A 20,116-nucleotide genomic window follows, 5' to 3' on the forward strand; every position below is an offset into this window, starting at 1 on the left:
TCTCAGAGCCGCTCAAGCGGTCATTTCAACCCCCCAAGGAGACAACATGAGACCCATTCATGCATTCGGAAAACTCGCGCTGACAGCTGCCGCCGCTGCAGTCATCGCTGCCTGCGGGGGCAGCAGCAGCGACGCGCCCAAGGGTCCATCCCTCAAGCTGGCCATCACCGCCACCGAGGCCTTTCCGGGCACCTATGGCGACGTGGGTGAATACGAGCGCGTGACCGGCACCATCAGCGGCGAGGTCGACCCCAAGGACCCCAAGAACGCCGTCATCCAGGATCTGGCCCTGGCGCCCACCAACGCCAACGGCATGGTCGAGTACCGTGCCGACTTCGTCATGCTCAAGCCCAAGAACATGGCCAAGGCCAGCGGCGTGCTGCGCTACGACGCACCCAACCGAGGCAACATCCTCACGATGCTCAACCCCACGGCCACGCCCAGCGATGCGGTGTACCTGGAGCGCGGCTATGTGATGCTGTATTCGGCCTGGCAGGGCGATGTGCCCAAGAGCACCGCCGCGCGCCTGACGGTGACGGTGCCCGTGGCCAAGAACAAGGACGGCAGCAGCATCACCGGCCCCTACCGCGCCGAGCTGGTGCCTACGGCCGCCAGCCCCGCGATGACGCTGCCCGGCGGCGTGTTCAACGGCACCATGATTCCGTACGAACCCGCCAGCCTGGACAACACCCAGCCCGGCTACTCGCTCACCCGCCGTGCCAACGAGACGGATGCGCGCGTGCCTGTGCCCGCAAGTGACTGGAAGTTCGCCACCTGCGACACGGGCACCAACGCCTTCCCGGGCACGCCCAGCCCCACCAGCGTGTGCCTGAAGGGCGGGTTTGACCCGGCCTATCTGTACGAGCTGGTCTATGTCGCCAAAGACCCCAAGGTCATGGGCGTGGGCCTGGCTGCGCTGCGCGACACCGTGAGCTTCTTCCGCAGCAAGGCGGCCGATTCCACCGGCACCCCCAACCCGCTCGCAGGCCGCATCACACACACGCTGGGGCAAGGCACCTCGCAGTCGGGCAACGCCATGAAGACCTTTCTGCACCTGGGCTTCAACCAGGCGCTGGACGGTGGCAAGGTGTTCGACGGCATGTACGCCCACGTTGCTGCTCGCCAGACCAACATCAACACCCGCTTTGCGGTGCCCGGTGGCGGCGGTGGCCTGCGTACCGACCACACCGCCTTCGGCCAGACGGCACCCCGCGGGCTGGACAAGGACTACCAGGACGACATCAGCGGCCGCCAGGGTGGCGTGATGAAGCGCTGCGCTGCCACCAGCACCTGTCCCAAGTTCTTCCTGGGCCTGTCGGGCACCGAGTTCTGGCAGCTGCAGGGCTCGCCCGTGCTGACCGACGCCCACGGCACCAAAGACCTGGCGCAGCCCGACAACGCCCGCATCTACTACTACTCCAGCACCCAGCACGGCGGGGCAGGGGGCACGGCCAGCATTGCCTATGCACCCACGCGCGCCACGTACCCCACGGGCACGGTGGTGCAGTTCAACGACACCTTCCGCGCGCTGTTCCTCAACCTCGAAGACTGGGTGGTGCGCGGCACGCAACCGCCCGCCAGCCAGGTGCCCAAGCTGGCCGACGGCACGCTGGTGCGGCCCGAGGCATTGGCCTTCCCGGCCATGAAGGGGCTGACCTGGGCGGTGGGCGGCGTGCAGACGGCGATCCCGGACTTCAGCTACCGGGGCCTGTACAACAACTTCCCGCTGTTCGACTTTGGCCCGCAGTACATCCCGCAGGACGAGGCCGGCATTGCCACCGTGCTGCCTCCGCGCAACCTGGGCCGCGACTACGCCATCCTCGTCCCGCAGGTCGATGCATCCACGGGCCTCACCCGCGCCGGCATTCGCAGCGTGGAGGTGCGTGCGCCGCTGGGCACCAGCATCGAGTTCAACTACGTGGCCACACCCGGCATCACCGACCTGGCCAACCTCACGGGCAGCTTCATCCCCTTCCACAAGACGCGCGCCGCGCGGCTGGCGGCGGGCGATGCACGGCCGTCGCTGGAGGAACTGTATGGCACGCAGGAGGGCTACGTCGCTGCGGTGACGCAGGCCGCCAATGACCTGGTGGCACAGCGCCTGCTGCTGCCGCGCGATGCGGACCTGCAGATTGCGCGCGCCAAGGCCGCTGCGGTGTTGCCCTGAGCGGCGGGGGTCTCGTTTCCACTCCCTCTCCCCTCGCGGGAGAGGGCGGGGGAGAGGGGGCACTTCTTCGGGGCGTCGCGCTCCATCCTCCCCCCTCCCCCCTCTCCCCAACCCTCTCCCACCGGGAGAGAGGGCGTGCCAGCGCTTATAGGGCCTGTGAAAAATCAAGCCAAATTGACCTCTACCGCCTGATGGATAAGCGCTATTAGCTATCAATTTGGTAGTAATTTAGCCGAGGCGACCATCCCTCACCACGGCACCCCGGCAAACCGTTCCACCAAAAAATCCAGCAGCGCCCGCACCGCAGGCGACAAGTGCCGGCGCGACGGGTACAGCGCATAAATCGTCATCACCGGCAAGTCCCACCCTGGCAGCACAGCCTGCAGCTCGCCACGGTGCAGGTAGGGGTTGACCAGATACGTCGGCTGCATCGCAATGCCACCGCCCGCCAGCGCGGCGCGCATCAGCGTGGTGGCCTCGTTGGCGCTGAAATGGCCGCTCACGCCCACACGCTCCACCACCTCGCCGCGCGTCAGCTGCCACACGCTTTTGCCAAAGTTGGCGTAGCTCAGGCACCGGTGCTGCGCTAGGTCGGCAGGTTGCTGCGGCACGCCGTGAGCGGCCAGGTAGGCGGGGGATGCCACCAGGGCCGAATCGCACCGCGCCAGCGGCCGGCCGATCAGCAACGGGTCGGGCTCGGCGCTGATGCGGATGGCCAGGTCGATGCGCTTTTCCACCAAGTTCAGTGATCCTTCGCTCGCGTCCAGGTCGATCTTGACCTGCGGGTGTTGCGCCAGAAAGTCCGCAATCGCCGCACCCATCTGCGCAAACGCAAACGACACGCTGCAGGTCAGCCGCAGCTGGCCGCGCAGTGCGCCCTCGGTGGTGGTGGCGGTTTCTTCTTCCAGGTCTTGCGACAGCGCCAGCATCTGCTGGCAGCGGCGCAGCGCGTGCTCGCCCGCGTCGGTCAGCGTCACGCTGCGGGTGGTGCGCTGCAGCAGCCGCGCCTGCAGCCAATGCTCCATCTCGCCCACGTAGCGCGTGACCATGGCACGCGACATCTCCAGTTTGTCGGCCGTGGCGCTGAAGCTGCCGCTGGTAGCGACTTCGGCAAACACATGCATGGCTGTCAGGCGGTCCATAAGGGGCTATTTGATCGATCGGTGAAACAAATATGCGCGAATTATCGGGTTTATTGGATCGATTTGCGCAAATAAACTTCATTCCGTCATCTGCACCACCGCTCAATACACCGGAGAAACCACCATGTTCCGCACCACCCTCATCGCCGCCACCCTCGCCGTTGCCTTCACCGGCGCCCAGGCCGCCCAGCCCCTGCAAGTCAAGGTCTACAACGCCGACGGCAACAGCTTCAACGTCAACTCCACGCTGGTCTATGGCGAGAAGGAAGCCATGGTCATCGACGCAGGCTTTACCCGTGCCGACGCGCTGCGCATTGCCGCCAACGTGCTCGACACGGGCAAAGAGCTGAAGACCATCTACGTGAGCCAGGCCGACCCCGACTACTACTTTGGCGTCGAGACGCTGAAAGAAATCTTCCCCAAGGCCGACGTGGTGACCACGCCTGCCGTGCTGGAGAAGATCAACGCCAAGCTGGCTGGCAAGCTCGCCTTCTGGGGCCCCAAGATGGGCGCCAACGCACCGCGCACGCCCGTGTTGCCCAAGGCGATTGCTGGCAACACGCTGAGCGTGGACGGCCAGACCGTGGAGATCCGTGGCACCACCGGCCTGCTGGCGCACCGCCCGTATGCGTGGATTCCATCCATCAAGGCCGTGGTGGGCACCATCGGCGTGTTTGGCACCAACACCCATGTGTGGACGGCCGACACGCAAACGGTGGCAGAGCGCAGCGCCTGGGTGGCCCAGCTCGACGAAATGGCCGCCCTGCAGCCCACCGTGGTGGTGCCCGGCCACATGCCCGCCGGTGGCGCGCTGGATGCCGCCAACATCAGCTACACCAAGGGCTACCTGCAAGCGTTTGAAAAGAACGCCGCGGCCACCAAGACCAGCGCCGAACTCATCGACGCGATGAAAAAGGCCTACCCCGCAGCGCCCATGGGCCTGTCGCTGGACATCGGCGCCAAGGTCAACAAGGGCGAGATGAAGTGGTGAGATGACGTGCTGAAAGCTGTCAAAGCAAGTTGTTGAAAGGAACCAGATCGTGACCGCTACACACCCGCTCCAACAAGTCCTGCAGCACCTGCACGCCGGGCACTGGAACGCGGCGCACGATCTGGTGCAACACGACGGCTCCATGCTCGGCGCGTGGCTGCACGGCATCCTCCACCTGCAAGAGGGCGACCTGGAAGACGCCGAAAACTGGTACGACCGCGCCGCCCGCCACTTCCGCAGCCGGGGCACGCTGGCCGAAGAGATTGCGGCTTTTGAAGCCGCACTGATTGCGTCCGAAACCTCAGACCCTCAAGAAAGAACCTGACCCATGCCCAACGTCACCGTGACCTACTTGTTCGACCCCTTGTGCGGCTGGTGCTATGCCGCTGCGCCCGCGCTCAAGTTCCTGCAAGCGCAGAAGGGTGTCGAGGTGGTGCTGGCCCCCTCCGGCCTGTTTGCGGGCGCAGGCGCGCGGCCCATGGACGCGCAGTTTGCCGCCTATGCCTGGTCCAACGACCAGCGCATCCAGCAGCTCACAGGCCAGCCCTTCACGCAGGCCTACCGCGATCAAATTCTGGGTGCTGTGTCCGGTCGCTTTGATTCAGGCCCTGCCACCCTCGCGCTGACTGCCGTGGCGCAGACCGCGCCTGCGCATGAACTGGAAGCCTTGCACGCGCTGCAGCACGCACGCTATGTGGAAGGCCGCGACACCGCAGAACCCGAGGTGCTGGCGGACCTGTTGCGGGCTTTGGGCCTGGCCGATGCCGCCGCATTGACGCTGGCACCCGACGCCGCACTGCACAGCGTGGTGGCCGAGCGCGTAGCCCGCGCCCAGGCCATGCTGCGTGCCGTGGGTGCCCGCGGCGTGCCGCAACTGGTGGTGGCGGGGCAGGGCGGTGCGCTGCGGTTGATCGGAGGCGATGCGCTGCTGGGGCCGCGCGAGAAACTGGTAGAGCACATCCTGGCGGCCTGAGGCCCTGAACCCATGGAGGGCTCAGAACCTGTTCAAGATCTTTTCGCGGTCGCACAAGGTCCTTGCCGGGATGGGATGCAAGGCGCGGTGCGCAGTGGATAGCTCGGCTATCCACAAGCGCCGCAACGCCGCAGACCGCCCGGCAAGGACCTTGCCCGAAGGGTTGGAGTGAAATCGGGCGATTGGAAGCCCCGGCTGCTTGCATGGGCACGAGCCCATGCGGCGCATCCGAAGCATCCACTCCTCCCGATTGCACTCCAATGCAATCCCCGAAAAGATTTTGAACAGGTTCTCAGGCCTTGGGCAGGAGTTCGCCCCGTCGGCCCAAGGTCCGCACCATCTGCTCATACATCGCATCCACGGCCGGTGAGCGCAGCGACACCTTGCTGCGCAGCACCGCCACGTTCATCGAAGCCAGCGGCGGCAGGTCAAACTCCGCCGGCAGGTTCTGCAGGATTTGCAAATGGGCCGGGGCGCTGCACCGCGTGAGCACCGCCACCGCCAAACCGCTCTCCACAGCAGCCAGCTGGCCCGCCAGGCTGGAGCTGTGGTACACGATGCGGTAGGTCCGCCGCCGCGTGCCCAGCGCGGCCAGGGTGGCCTGCCGGGCCATGCTGGCCGATTCATACACCGCAATCGGCAGCGGGTCGCGCCGCCAGGCCTCGAACTGGGCGGCCCCCACCCACACCAGCGGCTCGTCGAACAAGAAGCGCCCGCGTTGCGGCTTGTCTTGCGAGACCAGCGCCAGGTCCAGTTCGCCCTTCACCACACGCGGGATCAGCGACGTGGACTGCTCGCACGTCAGCTCAATCTCCACCCCCTGGTAGCGGTGCGAAAAGCTGCGCAGCACTGGCGTGAGGTAGGCCGACGCATAGTCGTCGGGCACCCCTAGCCGCACCCGGCCCGCCAGCTTGGGGCCAAACAATGCGGCATGTGCCTCAGCCTGCAAATCGAGCACGCGGCGCGCATACGACAGCAGTTCGGCGCCCGCTGGCGTCACCTCCAGGTGGCGCGGCCCGCGCAGCAGCACCGGGCGGCCCAGCGCGGCCTCCAGCTTCTTGATCTGCATGCTCACGGCCGACTGTGAGCGGTGCACCAGCGGCGCCGCGCCCGAGAGCGAGCCTGCATCCACCACGGCCACAAAGGCACGCAGCCAGTCGATTTGAAAGTCTGGGTAGTTCATGGGGGCCTTTATCGGTCGGACCAGTGACGACAGTGGTGGGGCTATCGGTGGGTTGGTAAATTCGATTATCGAATGGTCGCTGTTCGATTTATCCGTTTTACAGGATGCCTGTAAAGCGTGAGCATCGGCGGCATGAACCACTCCAAAGCCAGCACCGTCGCATCGCCTTCCCTGGCCACCACACCGCTGCCCGTCAATGCCAATGCCCTCACCCGCGAGCGCGACGGCCAGTGGCTGCTCATCGCCGGTGGCGTGCTGCTGGGCACCATCGGCGTGTTTGTGGAAGAGGCGGGCCAGCACCCTCTGGTCACGGTGTGGTTCCGCTGCGCATTCGGTGCACTGGCGCTGCTGGCCTGGTGCCTGGCCACGGGGCGGGGACAGCAACTTTTTCTGCACGGCCGCGCCCGCTGGGTGGCCTGCGCTACGGGCGTACTCATGGTGCTCAACTGGGCGCTGTTCTTTGCAGCCATCCCACGCACATCGATTGCCGTGGCCACCGTGATCTTTCACATCCAGCCCATCTGGGTCATCGTTTTTGGCGCGTTGTTCTTGCGCGAGGCCGTGTCGCCCACGCAGTGGCTGGCCACACTGGCCGCGCTGGGCGGGCTGGTGCTGACCACGGGCTTGCTCGACGGCACCGCAGGTGTAGCAGCGGCCAGCAGCACCGGCGGCGGCAGCTATGTGGCTGGCGTACTGATGTGCCTGGGCGGCTCACTCTGCTATGCGGGCGTGACGCTGCTCGCCAACACGCAGAAAACCATCAGCCCCTTTGCCATGGCGCTGTGGCAGTGCCTGGTGGGCGCGGTGGCGCTGGTGTGGGCGCCCTTTGTGCTGGGCTGGCCGCAGCAGGGCGCCGCGTGGGGCTGGCTGCTGGGCCTGGGCGTGCTGCACACCGGCCTGGCGTATGTGGTGCTGTTTGCCGGCATGTCGCGCCTGGGGTTGGGGCGCATTGCGGTGCTGCAGTTTGTGTACCCGCTCACGGCGGTGCTGGTGGACTGGGTGGTGTATGGCCGCACGCTCAGCCCCATCCAACTGGGCGGCGTGGGGCTGATGGCTGTGGCGTTGTGGACGATTCGGCGGCCCCGTTCGATGGGGGTGGGTACTCCGGGCCCCACCACCGCAAGCCGCTGATCAGGCCCGCCCCCACGCTCAATGTGTGAAATGCGCCAAACGTTTGGGAGTAGCTTCGCTGTAATTTCCTGTAATCGCCAAACCGCTTTGGTGGCGCCACCATGCGCTCACTTCATCAACACGTGATGAAGCCGAGGGCGCCGAAAATCGTCACAGAGTAGGCATGAAGGGGAACTTGGCAATGAAAAAAATCATGACTGCGGTCTGCATGTTGCTGCTGTGCGGCACAGCCTTTGCGAGGCCGGCCTATGTATTCCAGCCTCAGTGGAATCAACCCAACAACAACGATGTGAACAACGGCGCCACCGGGCAGCCCTACACCCAGACTCAGATTGAGGCGTTCCTCAACAATGCGAAGGACCGCCGTTCCAGCGCACCCCTGGCCAGCCAGATTCTGGACTCGTGTGGTGTGGTCGAGGTCGAAAAAGGCTGCCATCAGGCCACGGATCCGCACATCACTATTTGGGTGGATAACCGGGTCAAATCCAACCAGGTCAAAGCGTGCCAGAAGCTCAACCCAGGCACTGCCGTGCACGCGAACGGCTGTTGACGGCACCACAACTTACCCCCGCCGGGAACATCGTGCTGGATGGGGGTAGATGGCGCAAATCCGTTCGGGCTGCGCCTGTCAATGGCCCACCAGGTGATTGGGCAGGCTCAGCGTGAACGGCCCGTTGTGCTCGCAGGCCGTAGAGGAACGCCTCCGCAGAAATTATGCCGAAAAAGGTATCCAGCGCTTGATGGATAAGCGCTTCAAGCTATCAAATCAGTAGTATTCGGGTGGTGTGCACTACGGCGATTCCGTCAGTTGCACCACCACCGGCCGATGATCCGAACCCAAGTCCGGCCCGAGGTCAAAACGCACCTCCCGCCAGCCCGTTCAAGCCAGCACAGGGTCCGGCGGCAGCACCGACAACCTTTCCCACGCGCTGGGCCAGTTGGCCACCATGCCCTTGGCGCGGCGCAGGGGGCATCCAAGGCTAAAAAGACGAAAATCGGCGCGGCATTGTGTGTGCCCGCTGCCTCTATGTGGGTGCAGAGTGCGCACGCCGCCATCACACGCCGCCATCACATGCGGAACTGACGGCACTGGCCTACAGCTGCCCGCAAATCGGGCCGCCCATACTGCGTTGATGAAAACGCACCTCTGCTCCCACCGCTTCACCCAGGGGCCGCTGGCGTTGGCCCTGGCTGGGTCCATGGCTCTGGCCGTGGCCCAGCCGGCCACCCCTGGCCCCGGCCTGGGTCCGAACCCGCAATTGCCCGCACCGGAAAAGAGTGGCCTGGTGCCCACCTTCAACATCGCACCTGCACAGGGTTGGCCGCAGGGCGCCCAGCCGCAGGCCCCTGCGGGGTTCAAGGTCACGGCGCTGGCGCGTGGGCTGGACCATCCGCGCTGGGTCTACACCCTCCCCAATGGCGATGTGCTGGTGGCGGAAAGCAACAAGCCGCCGCCTGCAGAGGGCGCCAAAAACGTGCACTCCGACGGCCTGCGTGGCCTGGCCATGGGCCTGGTGATGAAACGCGCTGGTGCCGGTACGCCCAGCGCCAACCGCATCACGCTGCTGCGCGACACGGACGGTGACGGCGTGGCTGATCTGCGCAGTGCGTTTCTGGAAAACCTGCTCTCGCCCTTTGGCATGGCGTTGGTGGGCACCCAGCTCTTCATTGCCACTGCCGACGGTGTGGTGAAGGTGCCTTACGAAACCGGGCAGACCTCGGTCAACACGGCACCCGTCAGGGTCACCGATCTGCCCGCTGGGGCCAACCACCACTGGACCAAGAACATCATCGCGAGCCCCGATGGCCGAAAGCTGTATGCCACCGTGGGCTCCAACAGCAATGTGGGTGACAACGGCATGGCGGCGGAAGAGGGCCGCGCCGCCATCTGGGAGGTGGATGTAGAGACTGGCAGCAAGCGGCTGTTTGCCACCGGCCTGCGCAACCCCAACGGCCTGGGCTGGGAGCCGCAGAGCAAGCTGCTCTGGACGGTGGTGAACGAACGCGACGAGCTGGGCAACAAGCTGGTGCCCGACTACCTCACCTCGGTGAAGGATGGCGCCTTTTACGGCTGGCCGTGGAGCTACTGGGGCCAGCATGTGGACACCCGTGTCAACCCGCCCAACCCCGACATGGTGGCCAAGGCCATCGCGCCAGACTTTGGCCTGGGTTCACACGTTGCGCCGCTGGGCCTGGCGTTCTCCGACGCCCGCATGCCCGGCGCCTACGCCAGCGGCGCGTTCATCGGCCAGCACGGCTCGTGGAACCGCAAGGAGCTGACGGGCTATAACGTGGTGTTCGTTCCCTTTGCCGACGGGCGCCCCTCGGGGCCTCCCCAGCCGTTTCTGATGGGCTTCTTGAGCAAGGACGGCGATGCCTATGGCCGCCCCGTGGGCGTGGCGCTGGACGGCAAGGGAGCGTTGCTGGTGGCCGACGACGTGGGCAACGTGGTCTGGCGCGTGGTGCGGTCCGAATGACGTCTGCGTAGGTGCTCGGCCCTTCGTTGCGGTGGTTTGCATGACCGCCACGGGGCCAGAGCAGACTATCCTGCGGTTTGCTGGGCTTGGCCCCTGTGCCCGCCACGCGACGCTCCGTAAAGCCCCGTTCAGAAATTCCGCAACCAGGAATCGGCACCCATGTCTTTTGCAGCCACCCATTGGCCCCACGCCGCCCAAGTTAACCGGGTTGCCCGCATCCTGGCCAGTTGCGCGTGCGTGGTGGCGCACGCCCATGCCCATGCCCATGCCCATGCCCATGTGCATGATAGCCCGGCCGATCCCGCCCAGTCACTACCCACCACGCCCCCCACACTTGAAACCCAGCAGGTCACCGGCAGCGCGCAGGCGCAGCGCCAGTTTGACAGTGCCGCCAGCCACAGCAGCGTGGCCGTGGATGCCTTCACGGCCCCCACGCCATTGGTGAACCTGTCAGAGCTGCTGGCCGGGCAGGCTGGCGTGGTGGCCACAGACCGGGGCAACTACGCGCAGGATCTGCAGATCGCCGTGCGTGGCTTTGGCTCCCGCGCCACCTTTGGTGTGCGGGGTGTGCGCATTCTGGTGGATGGCATCCCCGCCACCATGCCCGACGGCCAGGGCCAGGCGGCCACCGCGCACCTGCCGTCGGCCAGCCAGGTCGAAGTGTTGCGCGGCCCGCTCGCGCAGCTGTATGGCAACGCCGCAGGGGGCGTGGTGCAGGTCACCACCCGCGATCCCCGGCCCGGCGGTGGCGCCCAGGCGGGGGTGGTGCTGGGCGCGCTCGGCCAGCGGCTGGTGGACGCATCCTTGGACTTTGGCGACCAGCGCCTGGGCGGGCTGGTGGGCGTGTCGCACTTCGAAACCGAGGGCTGGCGCGGCCACAGCGCCGCGCGGCGCACGCACCTCAACGCCAAGCTGCAGGCCCAGCCCGACAGCCGCACGCGCATCACGGCCCTGGTCAACCTGTACGACCAGCCCCAGGCGCAAGACCCACTGGGCCTCACGCGCGCGCAATTCGATGGCGACCCGCGCCAGGCCAGCGCCCTGGCCACCACCTTCAACACCCGCAAGTCGGTGGACCAGAACCAGCTGGGCCTGGTGCTGGAGCGCCAGCTCAGTGACACCGACAGCGTGCGGCTGCGCGCCTATGGCGGTGGGCGGCAGCTCACGCAGTACCTGTCTTTCAGCGGCGCGGCGGCCAACAGCGCAGGCGGGGTGGTGGACCTGGACCGCAGCTACCAGGGCGCGGCCGCCACCTGGACGCGGGCCGTGCGCCTGCCCTCGGGCCTGCCGCTGACGTGGACGATGGGGGCAGAGGCCAACCGCCTGTCTGAACACCGCCAGGGGTTTGTGAACAACGCGGGCACCAGCGGCGCGCTGCGGCGCGACGAGCAAGACGGTGCCACCAACACCGATGTGTATGCCCAGGTAGACACCTGGCTCTCGCCCCGCTGGCGCGCCATCGCCGGGCTGCGCGCCAGCCAGGTGCGCGTGCAGGTGGATGACCGCTACATCACCCCCGCCAATCCCGACGACAGTGGCGCGCGCAACTGGCGCCACACCAGCCCCGCGCTGGGTCTGGTGTGGGCTGCCACCGACCAGGTCAACCTGTACGCCAACGTAGGCCAGGGCTTTGAAACCCCCACGCTGGCCGAGATGGCCTACAGCACCGGCAACACCGGCCCCAATTTCGGCCTGGCTGCCGCCCGCAGCCGCCAGTGGGAGTTGGGCGCCAAGTGGCAAGGCACCCACCAGCAGCTGGAGCTGGCATGGTTCGACACCCGCAGCCAGGGCGAGATCGTGCCCGCGGCCACGGTCAACGGCCGCTCGGTGTTCCAGAACGTGGACAACGTGCGGCGCCGGGGGCTTGAATTGGGTTGGCGTGCCAAGTGGGGCGCCTGGGCCCCGCGCGCCAGCTACACCTACCTGGATGCCCACTTTGGCAGCGCCTACGCAGGGGCGGGGGGAGCCATCGTCGCCACAGGCAACCAGTTGCCGGGCACAGCGCGGCACGCTGTGCAGCTTGCCATCGACTACGCGCCCACAACGCGCTGGCAGCTGGGCGCCACGGCGAACGTGTCGGCCCCCGTGTTTGCCAACGATATCAACAGCGAGCGGGCCGCCGGCTTTGCCGTGCTGGGCCTGCACGCGGCCTACGGTTGGGGCGGCCAACAAGCAGGTCCAGGTGCAGGTGCAGGCACGACGCGTTGGCAGCTCTGGGCCCGGCTCGACAACGTGTTCAACCGCCACCACGCAGCCACCCTCATCGTGAACGACGCCAACGGCCGCTACTTCGAGCCCGCAGCGGGCAGGCGCCTCATGGTGGGGCTGCGCGCGCAGTTCATGTAGTCGAGGTGGTCGGGCCCCGGGGCACTTCCATCGCCACGGAAGGGCCTGCGTGCAAGCACAGCTGCAACCACGGCCTACCGCTCCGCCAACGGCACAAACACCACGGTGCGTTCCGCGCCCTCCACATCGCCGGGCGGTTGCCACAGGTCGCTGGCCAGCTCAAAGATGTGCGGCGGCACCACCATCGAAAACGTCGCTCCCTGTTCGGCATTGCGCCGCAACACACGCTCGCGGCGCACCTCGCGCGGAGCATCGAGCACATACACCACCATGGCGTCGGCCCACAGCCCCATGCGGGCATAGAAGGCGTCGCGCTGGTGCTGCTGGATCAGGCCTACCTCCAGCACCACATCGTGGCCCGCATCCAGCACGGCTTCGGCGGTCTTCCAGATTTGCGCCAGGCAGCGCAGCGTGCGCGGCACATACCAGGCCATCACATCGGCCATGTCAGCCGTGTCGGGCCGGTCAGGCGAGAACAGCGTGGCCATCCAGTCGTCCAGGTTCAGCGGCACGGCGCGGTGCTGCTGCACCAGGTGGCGCACAAAAGTGGACTTGCCCGCTCCCACCGGGCCGATGACCAGGTGAATGCGGGGGGCGGTGCCGGCAACGGCTGCGGGGGCGGTGTGGGTCGAAGCGGTGTGCATGAGAAAAAGGCTCCAGAAATGCAAAAAGCCCTCTCTGCAAGCAGGGAGAGCTTTCCATAGGGCGGACGAAAAAAAACCCTCAACGGTGGTGGAGGGCTTTGCGGTCGCTCCGGTCCCAAGGACCAGATGCGAGGTTGGCAGTGTAGGTGGCAGGCGCTGGCTGCGTCAACCCACGGGCCATGTGGGTGCGACGAATCCCAGCCTGCCCTCAGGGCGCTTTGGCTGCCGCGATGTGCCGCTGAAAGAAAGCCAGCACCTGGGCATTGAAACCCTGGTGAAAAGCCGCCCGGTCAAACCCCGGTGCATCACGGCAAATCTCCGGTGCCACGTCGGCCAACGCAGGCGAACAAGGCGCCAGAAAGGCGAAGTGCCCGGCGTTGGCCGCCAGCTGCCAGTCGGGTGCGCTGGGCAGGCCCTGGCGCACCGTCTCCACGCTTTGCAGCGTGACGCCATCACCACCCAGCGCCGAGGCCCACAACTGGATGGGGGTTTTGACGTGCCCCAGGCCCTTGGCATCGAAGACGCTCAAGGGGTCGACGATGACTGCCGCCCGAATGCGCGGGTCCGGCGCAGGAGTGGCGGGGATTTCTTTGCGCCGGATCTCGCCGCACAAGGGCCGGGTGGATAGCGGCGAGCACAGGTCTTGCCGTGACGTCCAGTCCGGCACGGCGCCGATGGCCACCAGGCCCGTGTAGCCGCCGCGTGAAAAGCCGAAGAAACCGACCTTGCCCGCGTCCAGCTGCGCGCGCTGGGGCCAGGCGCCCAGCATGTAATCCGTGAGCCGCTTCATGTCCACCGGCCGCGTGGCAAAGGCCGACAGGTAGCCCTGGCGGCTCAGATCCTGAAAGTTGTCACCCGGGTGGCTGATGGCGGCCACCACATAACCTGCGTCGGCCAGCGTGGCCGCCGTGTCGTGGTGCCCCAGGGCCGATCCGCCCGCGCCGTGCGACACCACAACCAGCGGCAGGCCCTGGCCAGCTACGGGGCAGTCACGCGTGCCTTGCACCACCAGCGGCGCCAGGTCGATGCGGCCCGGCGGCGTGCTGCAGGGCGACCACACGGCGCCGCGCAGCGCGGGCCCGTCCTTGTCAGCAGGCACCTCGATAAAGGCAAAGCCTGCAGCGTGGGCCAGGGTGGCGGCGCAGCACAGCGCTGCGGGCAAAAGGGAACGAAAGAGCCGGCGAAAACGGGTCATAGGGATGGGGTGGGTCGGATGGGAATCAGCAGGTCGGTGCGCAGGTCCGCCTGCGCGGCGTTGCGGGGCGAGTTGAGGTAGTGCTCCAGCGTGGGGCGGTCGTCCGGCTCGTAGCCGCTGGCCGGGAGCCAGCGTGTGTGGATGGCCGCCAGTGCCGCGTTGATGCGCGTATAGGGGCCGGTGAGCGTGTGGCGTGCGTACAGCCCCGCGGGGATGTCCAGCCGTTCCAGCCCGTTGTCTGCCGCTGAGGGCGCGTCGGGGAGCACCACGGCCGCGTAGTAGCGAAAGCCGCCGCCCTCCACGTCCTGCGGGTCTCCGCACGATGCGCCCAGCCGGTGGACCGCGCGCTGGCCGCACTGCAGGTACAGCCGCCGCTGCGTGTGGGGGATGGTGGATGGCGGCCCCTGGTGGCGCAACGCATGCAGGCGTTGCGCCGGGCGCTCAACGATCTGCACGGCCAGCGTTTGCTCGGCCTTTGTATGCGTGTTTGCGTGCGCGTTTGTGGCGCCTGAATCAAGGATGAGGCGGTGCATGTCCCGCTGGAACGCCCGTGGCGACTGTCCGGTGAACTGGCTGAACGCACGGGTGAAGGCCTGCGGGCTGTCGTAGCCCACCTCCAGTGCCACCTGGGTGATGCTCTGCCCGCCTTGCTCCAGCAGCCGCGTGGCCAAGGCCAGGCGCACGCGGCGCACCGTGGCGGCCACGGTTTCGCCCGCAATGCTGCTGTAGACGCGGTGGAAGTGGAAAGGGGAAAAATGGGCAATGGCGGCCAGGTCCTCTAGCCGATGCGCTGCCAGCGGGTGCGCCACGATGTGGGCGATCACGCGGGCCACGCGGTCGCGGTAGTGCTGATCGGCGCTCTGGTCCAGGCTCATGGCCGCAGAGTGTGCCGCAGCTTGCGCGCCGGTACTTAGCCGATCTTGCTACTTTGTAGCCTGGTGCCGCAGCAGCGCTGCGCTACTTAGAGCGGCTGACAAAAATGAGCGAAGCGGTTCTGGCTAGGCGCTGCGTCGCAGGCAATACGAGCAGTACGACAAGACGCGGCAACAACGCCAGAAGAGTTTTGTTAGCTGCTCTTATTGCCCAAACACCAGCGCCTGGTGCGCCCCCACACCCGCCAGCACGCCTTCGGCCGAGGCCAGCGTGGCGTTGTGCCGCATCAGCGTCAGGTCGCCAGCGGCATACACGCCGGGCACGGTGGTCATCTTGTTGGCATCGGTGCGGAGGTACGGGCCCATGGGCCCATCGTCAAACGCGCAGCCCAGCTGCTCGGCCAGCGGGCTGGCAGGGCGGGTGGTGGCTGCCACATACAGCGCAGCCAGCGGCACCACGCGCGCGTCACCGCTGCCGGTGGCCTGCAGGCGCACGCCCTGCAGCGCCTGGCCCGGGCCTTCCAGCGCGGCGATGGGCGCGGGCTCGATGGTGATGCCCAGCGCCAGCAGCCGCTCGCGCTCGGTGCTTTCCAGCGTGGTGTCGCCATTCAGTAAGAGGGTGGTCGGGCCCCAGTCGGCAATCAGCTGCGCGTGCATGGCCGAGCCTGCCGAGTGGTACAGCACGCCCAGCCGCTGGCCCGCAAATTCATACCCATGGCAATACGGGCAGTGCAAAACCGATGCGCCCCAGCGCTCGCGCAGGCCTGCAATCTCAGGCAAACCATCCTGCACGCCAAACGCCAGCACCAGCTTGTGCGCCTCCATGGTTGCGCCATCGTCCAGCACCACTTCAAACCCGTTCTCTGGTGACCCGGCGCGTTGCTGCGCCGTGGCCGCCACCACCGTGCCCTGCACAAAAACCACCGTGGGGTAGGCCGCCAGCTTGCGCCGCGCCTGCTCGATCATTGCCAGCGGCGGCTCGCCGTCTTGCCCGAAGAAGCCGTGCGACGCTGCCGCAAACCGGTTGCGCGGCTGGCCTGCGTCCACCACACACACCCGCCGCCGGGCACGCGCCAGTTGCATCGCGGCCGACAGGCCGGCAAAGCTGCCGCCTATCACGATCACCTCATACGCCTGGGTTTTTGCCATTGCTGCCGTCGCCATGCTCCATCTCCTTGTGACCGTGGCACCCAGCCACCATGCGTTCATGAAACTCGGCCGACAGCTGCGCCAGCGTTACCTCGCCCAGCCGCGCCAGCAGCGCCTCTTCGGCCGCCTGGTAGGCGTCGGTCAGCGCGCGGTTCACCGCCTGCTCGACGATGCAGCCGGGGCTCTCCACCCTGTTGCCCACCGCCAGAAGCGTGGGCGCGCCCAGCGCCTCGTAGATGTCGCGCAGCGTGATGTCGGTGAGCGGGCACGACAGCACCCACCCGCCGCCATGCCCCTTCGCCGAGGTGACAAAGCCCGCATACCGCAGCCCCGCCATCAGGCGGCGCACCACCACGGGGTTGGTCTGCATGGCCCGCGCCATGGCCTCAGATGTAGCAGGCCCCTCCATCTCTGCCATGTGCAGCAGCGCGTGGAGAACATTGGAAAGTCGGCTATCTCGTTTCATGCAACATTTAAAGTTGCGTGATGCTAGCATGCAACCAGAAACAGTGCTGGCGCACGAACAGGAAGCTACTGAATTGATAGCTGCTAGCGCTTGATGAATAAGCGCTAGAGGCCAATTTGGCTTAATTTCTGACAGACGTTGCCCGCCCTAACCATTCGGGTTGAGCTTGCCGAAACCCTGCGCTGACCTGGCAAACCCGTTGGACAAACTCATCGCAACAGCGCAGTACCCACCGCGCGCACCACACACCATGACCCATCCCACCGCATCCCCCTTCTCCGACCCCACTGCCGTCGCCCGCTACGCCGATGGCCCCCGCCGCAACGTGCCTGGCTACGACAGCCTGCTGCGCATGTCCCGTATCCTGCTGGCCGAGCGCGTGCCCGCCGATGGTCGCGTGCTGGTGGTGGGCGCAGGCGGCGGGCTGGAGCTGGAAGACATGGCGCGGGCGCACCCCGGCTGGCGCTTCGACGGCGTGGACCCCAGCCAGCCCATGCTGGACCTGGCGGCGCAGCGGCTGCAGAGCGCGGGCGTACCTGGTGACCGCGTGGCGCTGCACCACGGCTATGTGCAGAGCGCACCGGCCGGGCCGTTCGACGGCGCTACGTGCCTGCTGACTTTTCACTTTGTGCCGCGCGAGGAGCGTGCGGCCATGGCGGCGGAGATCCGGCGGCGGCTGAAGCCCGGGGCGCCGCTAGTGGCGGCGCATCTGAGCGTGGCGGATGGCGCTGGCCCTGGCGGCGAGGGCGGGGCAGGGGAGCGCGATCTGTGGCTGTCACGCTACGCCGCGTTTCAGGTGGCGTCCGGTGTGCCGCTGGAGCACGCGGCCAGGGCGCGAGACAAGATTGCGGCGGAGCTGGCGGTGCTGACGCCGCAGGAAGACGAAGCGATCCTTCGCGAGGCCGGATTCAGCGATGTGCAGATGTTTTACATGGGCTTTGCGTTCCGGGGCTGGGTGGCATCGGCCTGCTAGCAACCAACGAAAGCGGGGCAACTCACTGACCCCGCGTGCCCGCACCTTGCGCACCCCCAGGCTTTCTTGCGGCTGGGGTCACCGGCCCCCGTGCCAGCCAGCCCGTGGTGCACAAAACACCTTCAACGCACAGGCGCCAGCGCCCACCGGTCCTTCGACGCTTTCACCAAAAAATCAATCACCGCCTTCACCCTGGCCGCATTGCGCCGGCCCGGTGACGACACCGCGTACAGCGTGTGCACCGTGCGGGACGCAAAAGGCGCAAGCACCTCCACCAACCGGCTTTGCGCCACATCGGCCGCCGCGAGCGGGCTGGACAGCATGCCGATGCCCGCGCCGCTCACCAGTGCGTGGTGCACCAGGGCCGAACTGCTGGCGGCCAGGCGCGAGCGCACGGTCACCTCCAGCGGCTTGCCTTGTGCATCGCGAAAAGCCCAGGTCACGGCAGGCCCCTGCGCGGTGTGCGTGACGGTGTGGTGCTGCTGCAGCTCGCTAGGCTCGGCGGGCGTGCCGTGCTGTTCCAAATATCCAGGGGCCGCGTACAGGCGCCGCTCGAACCGGCCCAGCGCGCGCGCCACCACGAGGTCGCTGTGGCCCACGGTGGTGCGCAGCGCCACGTCGATGCCCTCCGTCACCAGGTCGGCCACGCGGTCATCGGCCAGCAGCTCCACCCGCAGCGCGGGGTAGCGCGCCTGCAGGTCCGCCAGGTGGGGCAGCACCAGCGCCTCGCAAATCTCCTGGCTGGAGGCCAGGCGCAAGGTGCCCGCCACGCGGCTGCGCTGGTCCGACAGCGATGCACCGATGTCCTCCAGCTGCGCCAGCAAGGCACGCGCTTCCTGCGCCAGTTCTGCGCCCTCGGGCGTGGCCGACAGGCCGTGCGTGGACCGGCGCAGCAAGCGCACGCCGTAGCCGGCCTCCAGCCGGTCCACACCGCGCGCGACCACCGACACCGCCACATCCATCTCACGCGCCGCTGCAGAAAACGAGCGCAGGTCGAGCGACCGCACCAGCCACCGCAGGTCGGCCGGATCGGGGAGGAAGGAGCGGGGTTGATTTTTCATCGTGCGCGCCTTTGCGTGCGGAGCAAAAGCCATTATCGCCACGGGCGGTTTCCGTGGCGGGGCGCAATTTCTACAGTGAAGGCTCGTTCAACCCGATGCATTCAACAGGAGCCCTCCATGCCCATCCTCAACGTCAAAGTGTCTGCCCAACGCACACCCGAGCTGTCTGCCCGCATTGCAGACACCCTGCTGGACCTGACCACCCGCGTGCTCGGCAAGCGGCGCGACCTCACCGCTGTGGTCATCACCTTTGTGGACCCGGCCGACTGGTACGTCGCCGGCCGGTCGCTGGCCGACCTCAAGCAATCAAGCTTCTACTTCGACGTCAAGGTGGTGGACGAGACCAACACCAAGGCCGAGAAGGCGCGCTACATCGCCGAGGCGTTCGCAGCCTTCGAGGGCCTGCTGGGCGCGCTGCACCCCGAAAGCTACGTCTACGTGCAGGACGTGCGCGCCGCCGCATACGGCTTTGGCGGCCGCACGCAGGAATACCGCCACCAGCACCCCGAGCAATAAGCAATCAAGCAATCAAGCGAGCCATCAACCAGTAGCTACTTACCCAGGAGCACCGACATGACGACGATGACGACAACGAACAACCATCTTGCCGATGTGATCGTGGCCCAGACGCTGGAGCGCGCAGGCCTGGCGGACTGGATTCCTGAAGGCGAAGGCAAGTGGTCCCTGCCCATCCAGTTCTTGCCCGACGATGCCGGCTGGGTGGAACTGATGCGCCTGTCGCCCGGCACGCGGCTGGGCCTGCACCGGCACACGGGCGAAGTGCACGCCCTGACGCTGGCGGGCGAGCGCCGCTTGAACGACGGCCGCGTGGTGCGGCCGGGCGACTACATCCACGAGCCCGCCGGCAATGTGGACTGGTGGGAGGCGACGGGTACCGAAACGCTGCTGGTGCATGTGGTGGTCAAGGGCAGTGTGGAATACCTGGGGCCGCATCACACGGTGCGGCAGCGGATCACTATTGCGGATCGGCGGGCGGACTATCACCGCTGGTGCGAAGCGGTGGAGGTGGTGCCGCGTGATCTTTGCTAGGGGCCAGCTTGGCGGATCACGCTTATGCAGTCCAGGCAAGCAAATTCACCACGGGAATACGATTTAAAAAAGGCTGTAGCGATTATTAATCAAGCGCTGTAAGCTATAAAAATGAGAGCAAATCTTCGCAGCATGGAGGCTTTGGTGGTGGGCGCAGGCGGCTCGCTGGAATTGGAGGACTAGGCTCGCGTGACAAGCTGCGACGAAATTTGTGAGCAAAATTTCAGTGCATTCATATGTAACTTGGGCTAGGATGAAGCGGCCCTATTGGTCATCAATTCAAAGATTAACTGAAA

Annotated in this window: 19 protein-coding genes; 11 read left to right on the plus strand and 8 right to left on the minus strand. The window is 66.6% G+C overall.

Going from position 1 to position 20,116, the window contains the following annotated elements:
- The first annotated feature begins 46 nt into the window (after positions 1-46).
- Positions 47-2,167 carry an alpha/beta hydrolase domain-containing protein gene (locus tag LPA35_RS02265; RefSeq protein WP_228894818.1) on the plus strand — a complete coding sequence of 707 codons (2,121 nt, stop codon included), beginning with the start codon at positions 47-49 and terminating at the stop codon, positions 2,165-2,167.
- A 248-nt stretch (positions 2,168-2,415) separates the two neighbouring features.
- Here LPA35_RS02265 and LPA35_RS02270 read toward each other — a convergent pair whose 3' ends face one another.
- Positions 2,416-3,309, minus strand: coding sequence for a LysR family transcriptional regulator (locus LPA35_RS02270; protein ID WP_228894819.1), 894 nt, complete (start codon positions 3,307-3,309; stop codon positions 2,416-2,418).
- 124 nt (positions 3,310-3,433) lie between these two features.
- Between LPA35_RS02270 and LPA35_RS02275 the strand changes: the two genes are divergently transcribed.
- Genes LPA35_RS02275 through LPA35_RS02285 form a run of 3 tightly spaced genes read left to right on the plus strand, consistent with a single transcriptional unit; the run spans position 3,434 to position 5,273 of the window.
- Entirely contained in the window at positions 3,434-4,300 is an 867-nt protein-coding gene (locus LPA35_RS02275) for an MBL fold metallo-hydrolase (RefSeq protein WP_228894821.1), read from the plus strand.
- A 49-nt stretch (positions 4,301-4,349) separates the two neighbouring features.
- Positions 4,350-4,625 (plus strand): hypothetical protein, encoded by a 276-nt coding sequence (locus LPA35_RS02280; protein ID WP_228894822.1) that lies wholly within the window; start codon positions 4,350-4,352, stop codon positions 4,623-4,625.
- Between the two features lie 3 nt (positions 4,626-4,628).
- Complete coding sequence (locus tag LPA35_RS02285; RefSeq protein WP_228894823.1) at positions 4,629-5,273, plus strand: DsbA family protein; 645 nt, start codon at positions 4,629-4,631, stop codon at positions 5,271-5,273.
- Positions 5,274-5,565: 292 nt separating this feature from the next.
- Here LPA35_RS02285 and LPA35_RS02290 read toward each other — a convergent pair whose 3' ends face one another.
- A complete protein-coding gene (locus LPA35_RS02290; protein WP_228894824.1) occupies positions 5,566-6,456 on the minus strand; it encodes a LysR family transcriptional regulator in 891 nt (296 codons plus the stop codon).
- A 132-nt stretch (positions 6,457-6,588) separates the two neighbouring features.
- Here LPA35_RS02290 and LPA35_RS02295 point away from each other — a divergent pair, with 132 nt between their 5' ends.
- The 4 genes from LPA35_RS02295 (at position 6,589) to LPA35_RS02310 (ending at position 12,410) form a co-directional block, all read left to right on the plus strand.
- Positions 6,589-7,587 carry a DMT family transporter gene (locus LPA35_RS02295; RefSeq protein ID WP_228894825.1) on the plus strand — a complete coding sequence of 333 codons (999 nt, stop codon included), beginning with the start codon at positions 6,589-6,591 and terminating at the stop codon, positions 7,585-7,587.
- A 181-nt stretch (positions 7,588-7,768) separates the two neighbouring features.
- The gene (locus LPA35_RS02300) at positions 7,769-8,137 is read left to right on the plus strand and encodes a hypothetical protein (RefSeq protein WP_228894826.1); all 369 of its coding nucleotides are present in this window, start codon (positions 7,769-7,771) and stop codon (positions 8,135-8,137) included.
- A gap of 583 nt (positions 8,138-8,720) precedes the next feature.
- A complete protein-coding gene (locus tag LPA35_RS02305) occupies positions 8,721-10,064 on the plus strand; it encodes a sorbosone dehydrogenase family protein (RefSeq protein ID WP_370641329.1) in 1,344 nt (447 codons plus the stop codon).
- A 159-nt stretch (positions 10,065-10,223) separates the two neighbouring features.
- A complete protein-coding gene (locus LPA35_RS02310) occupies positions 10,224-12,410 on the plus strand; it encodes a TonB-dependent receptor (RefSeq protein ID WP_228894827.1) in 2,187 nt (728 codons plus the stop codon).
- 74 nt (positions 12,411-12,484) lie between these two features.
- On the opposite strand, the gene LPA35_RS02315 is transcribed toward LPA35_RS02310, so the two are convergent.
- The 5 genes from LPA35_RS02315 to LPA35_RS02335 form a co-directional block, all read right to left on the minus strand.
- Complete coding sequence (locus LPA35_RS02315) at positions 12,485-13,054, minus strand: AAA family ATPase (RefSeq protein WP_228894828.1); 570 nt, start codon at positions 13,052-13,054, stop codon at positions 12,485-12,487.
- Between the two features lie 208 nt (positions 13,055-13,262).
- Positions 13,263-14,249: a dienelactone hydrolase gene (locus LPA35_RS02320; protein ID WP_228894829.1), complete on the minus strand. Its 987-nt coding sequence runs from the start codon at positions 14,247-14,249 to the stop codon at positions 13,263-13,265.
- Positions 14,246-15,124: a GyrI-like domain-containing protein gene (locus LPA35_RS02325; RefSeq protein ID WP_228894830.1), complete on the minus strand. Its 879-nt coding sequence runs from the start codon at positions 15,122-15,124 to the stop codon at positions 14,246-14,248. The genes LPA35_RS02320 and LPA35_RS02325 overlap by 4 nt, the downstream gene beginning before the upstream one ends.
- 201 nt (positions 15,125-15,325) lie before the next feature.
- Positions 15,326-16,285 (minus strand): NAD(P)/FAD-dependent oxidoreductase, encoded by a 960-nt coding sequence (locus tag LPA35_RS02330; protein WP_228894831.1) that lies wholly within the window; start codon positions 16,283-16,285, stop codon positions 15,326-15,328.
- Complete coding sequence (locus tag LPA35_RS02335; RefSeq protein ID WP_121419747.1) at positions 16,248-16,736, minus strand: Rrf2 family transcriptional regulator; 489 nt, start codon at positions 16,734-16,736, stop codon at positions 16,248-16,250. Before LPA35_RS02335 ends, LPA35_RS02330 begins: the two co-directional genes overlap by 38 nt.
- Before the next feature lie 250 nt (positions 16,737-16,986).
- Between LPA35_RS02335 and LPA35_RS02340 the strand changes: the two genes are divergently transcribed.
- The gene (locus tag LPA35_RS02340; protein WP_228894832.1) at positions 16,987-17,709 is read left to right on the plus strand and encodes a class I SAM-dependent methyltransferase; all 723 of its coding nucleotides are present in this window, start codon (positions 16,987-16,989) and stop codon (positions 17,707-17,709) included.
- Between the two features lie 122 nt (positions 17,710-17,831).
- Here LPA35_RS02340 and LPA35_RS02345 read toward each other — a convergent pair whose 3' ends face one another.
- Positions 17,832-18,770, minus strand: coding sequence for a LysR family transcriptional regulator (locus LPA35_RS02345; RefSeq protein WP_228894836.1), 939 nt, complete (start codon positions 18,768-18,770; stop codon positions 17,832-17,834).
- A gap of 117 nt (positions 18,771-18,887) precedes the next feature.
- On the opposite strand from LPA35_RS02345, the gene LPA35_RS02350 reads away from it, so the two are divergent.
- The gene (locus LPA35_RS02350; RefSeq protein ID WP_228894837.1) at positions 18,888-19,286 is read left to right on the plus strand and encodes a 4-oxalocrotonate tautomerase family protein; all 399 of its coding nucleotides are present in this window, start codon (positions 18,888-18,890) and stop codon (positions 19,284-19,286) included.
- 57 nt (positions 19,287-19,343) lie between these two features.
- On the plus strand, positions 19,344-19,820 hold the full coding sequence (locus tag LPA35_RS02355; protein ID WP_228894841.1) for a cupin domain-containing protein: 477 nt from the start codon (positions 19,344-19,346) through the stop codon (positions 19,818-19,820).
- The last annotated feature ends 296 nt before the right edge of the window (positions 19,821-20,116 follow it).

The sequence above is a fragment of the Acidovorax sp. Leaf73 genome (assembly GCF_916855635.1).
Classification (GTDB): Bacteria; Pseudomonadota; Gammaproteobacteria; order Burkholderiales; family Burkholderiaceae_C; genus Acidovorax; species Acidovorax facilis.

Excerpts from the sequence above, each read along its gene's own strand:
- LPA35_RS02265 (WP_228894818.1), top strand. The coding sequence starts at position 47 with ATGAGACCCATTCATGCATTCGGAAAACTCGCGCTGACAGCTGCCGCC.
- LPA35_RS02270 (WP_228894819.1), bottom strand. The coding sequence starts at position 3,309 with ATGGACCGCCTGACAGCCATGCATGTGTTTGCCGAAGTCGCTACCAGC.
- LPA35_RS02275 (WP_228894821.1), top strand. The coding sequence starts at position 3,434 with ATGTTCCGCACCACCCTCATCGCCGCCACCCTCGCCGTTGCCTTCACC.
- LPA35_RS02285 (WP_228894823.1), top strand. The coding sequence starts at position 4,629 with ATGCCCAACGTCACCGTGACCTACTTGTTCGACCCCTTGTGCGGCTGG.
- LPA35_RS02290 (WP_228894824.1), bottom strand. The coding sequence starts at position 6,456 with ATGAACTACCCAGACTTTCAAATCGACTGGCTGCGTGCCTTTGTGGCC.
- LPA35_RS02295 (WP_228894825.1), top strand. The coding sequence starts at position 6,589 with ATGAACCACTCCAAAGCCAGCACCGTCGCATCGCCTTCCCTGGCCACC.
- LPA35_RS02300 (WP_228894826.1), top strand. The coding sequence starts at position 7,769 with ATGAAAAAAATCATGACTGCGGTCTGCATGTTGCTGCTGTGCGGCACA.
- LPA35_RS02305 (WP_370641329.1), top strand. The coding sequence starts at position 8,721 with ATGAAAACGCACCTCTGCTCCCACCGCTTCACCCAGGGGCCGCTGGCG.
- LPA35_RS02310 (WP_228894827.1), top strand. The coding sequence starts at position 10,224 with ATGTCTTTTGCAGCCACCCATTGGCCCCACGCCGCCCAAGTTAACCGG.
- LPA35_RS02315 (WP_228894828.1), bottom strand. The coding sequence starts at position 13,054 with ATGCACACCGCTTCGACCCACACCGCCCCCGCAGCCGTTGCCGGCACC.
- LPA35_RS02320 (WP_228894829.1), bottom strand. The coding sequence starts at position 14,249 with ATGACCCGTTTTCGCCGGCTCTTTCGTTCCCTTTTGCCCGCAGCGCTG.
- LPA35_RS02325 (WP_228894830.1), bottom strand. The coding sequence starts at position 15,124 with ATGAGCCTGGACCAGAGCGCCGATCAGCACTACCGCGACCGCGTGGCC.
- LPA35_RS02330 (WP_228894831.1), bottom strand. The coding sequence starts at position 16,285 with ATGGCGACGGCAGCAATGGCAAAAACCCAGGCGTATGAGGTGATCGTG.
- LPA35_RS02335 (WP_121419747.1), bottom strand. The coding sequence starts at position 16,736 with ATGAAACGAGATAGCCGACTTTCCAATGTTCTCCACGCGCTGCTGCAC.
- LPA35_RS02340 (WP_228894832.1), top strand. The coding sequence starts at position 16,987 with ATGACCCATCCCACCGCATCCCCCTTCTCCGACCCCACTGCCGTCGCC.
- LPA35_RS02345 (WP_228894836.1), bottom strand. The coding sequence starts at position 18,770 with ATGAAAAATCAACCCCGCTCCTTCCTCCCCGATCCGGCCGACCTGCGG.
- LPA35_RS02350 (WP_228894837.1), top strand. The coding sequence starts at position 18,888 with ATGCCCATCCTCAACGTCAAAGTGTCTGCCCAACGCACACCCGAGCTG.
- LPA35_RS02355 (WP_228894841.1), top strand. The coding sequence starts at position 19,344 with ATGACGACGATGACGACAACGAACAACCATCTTGCCGATGTGATCGTG.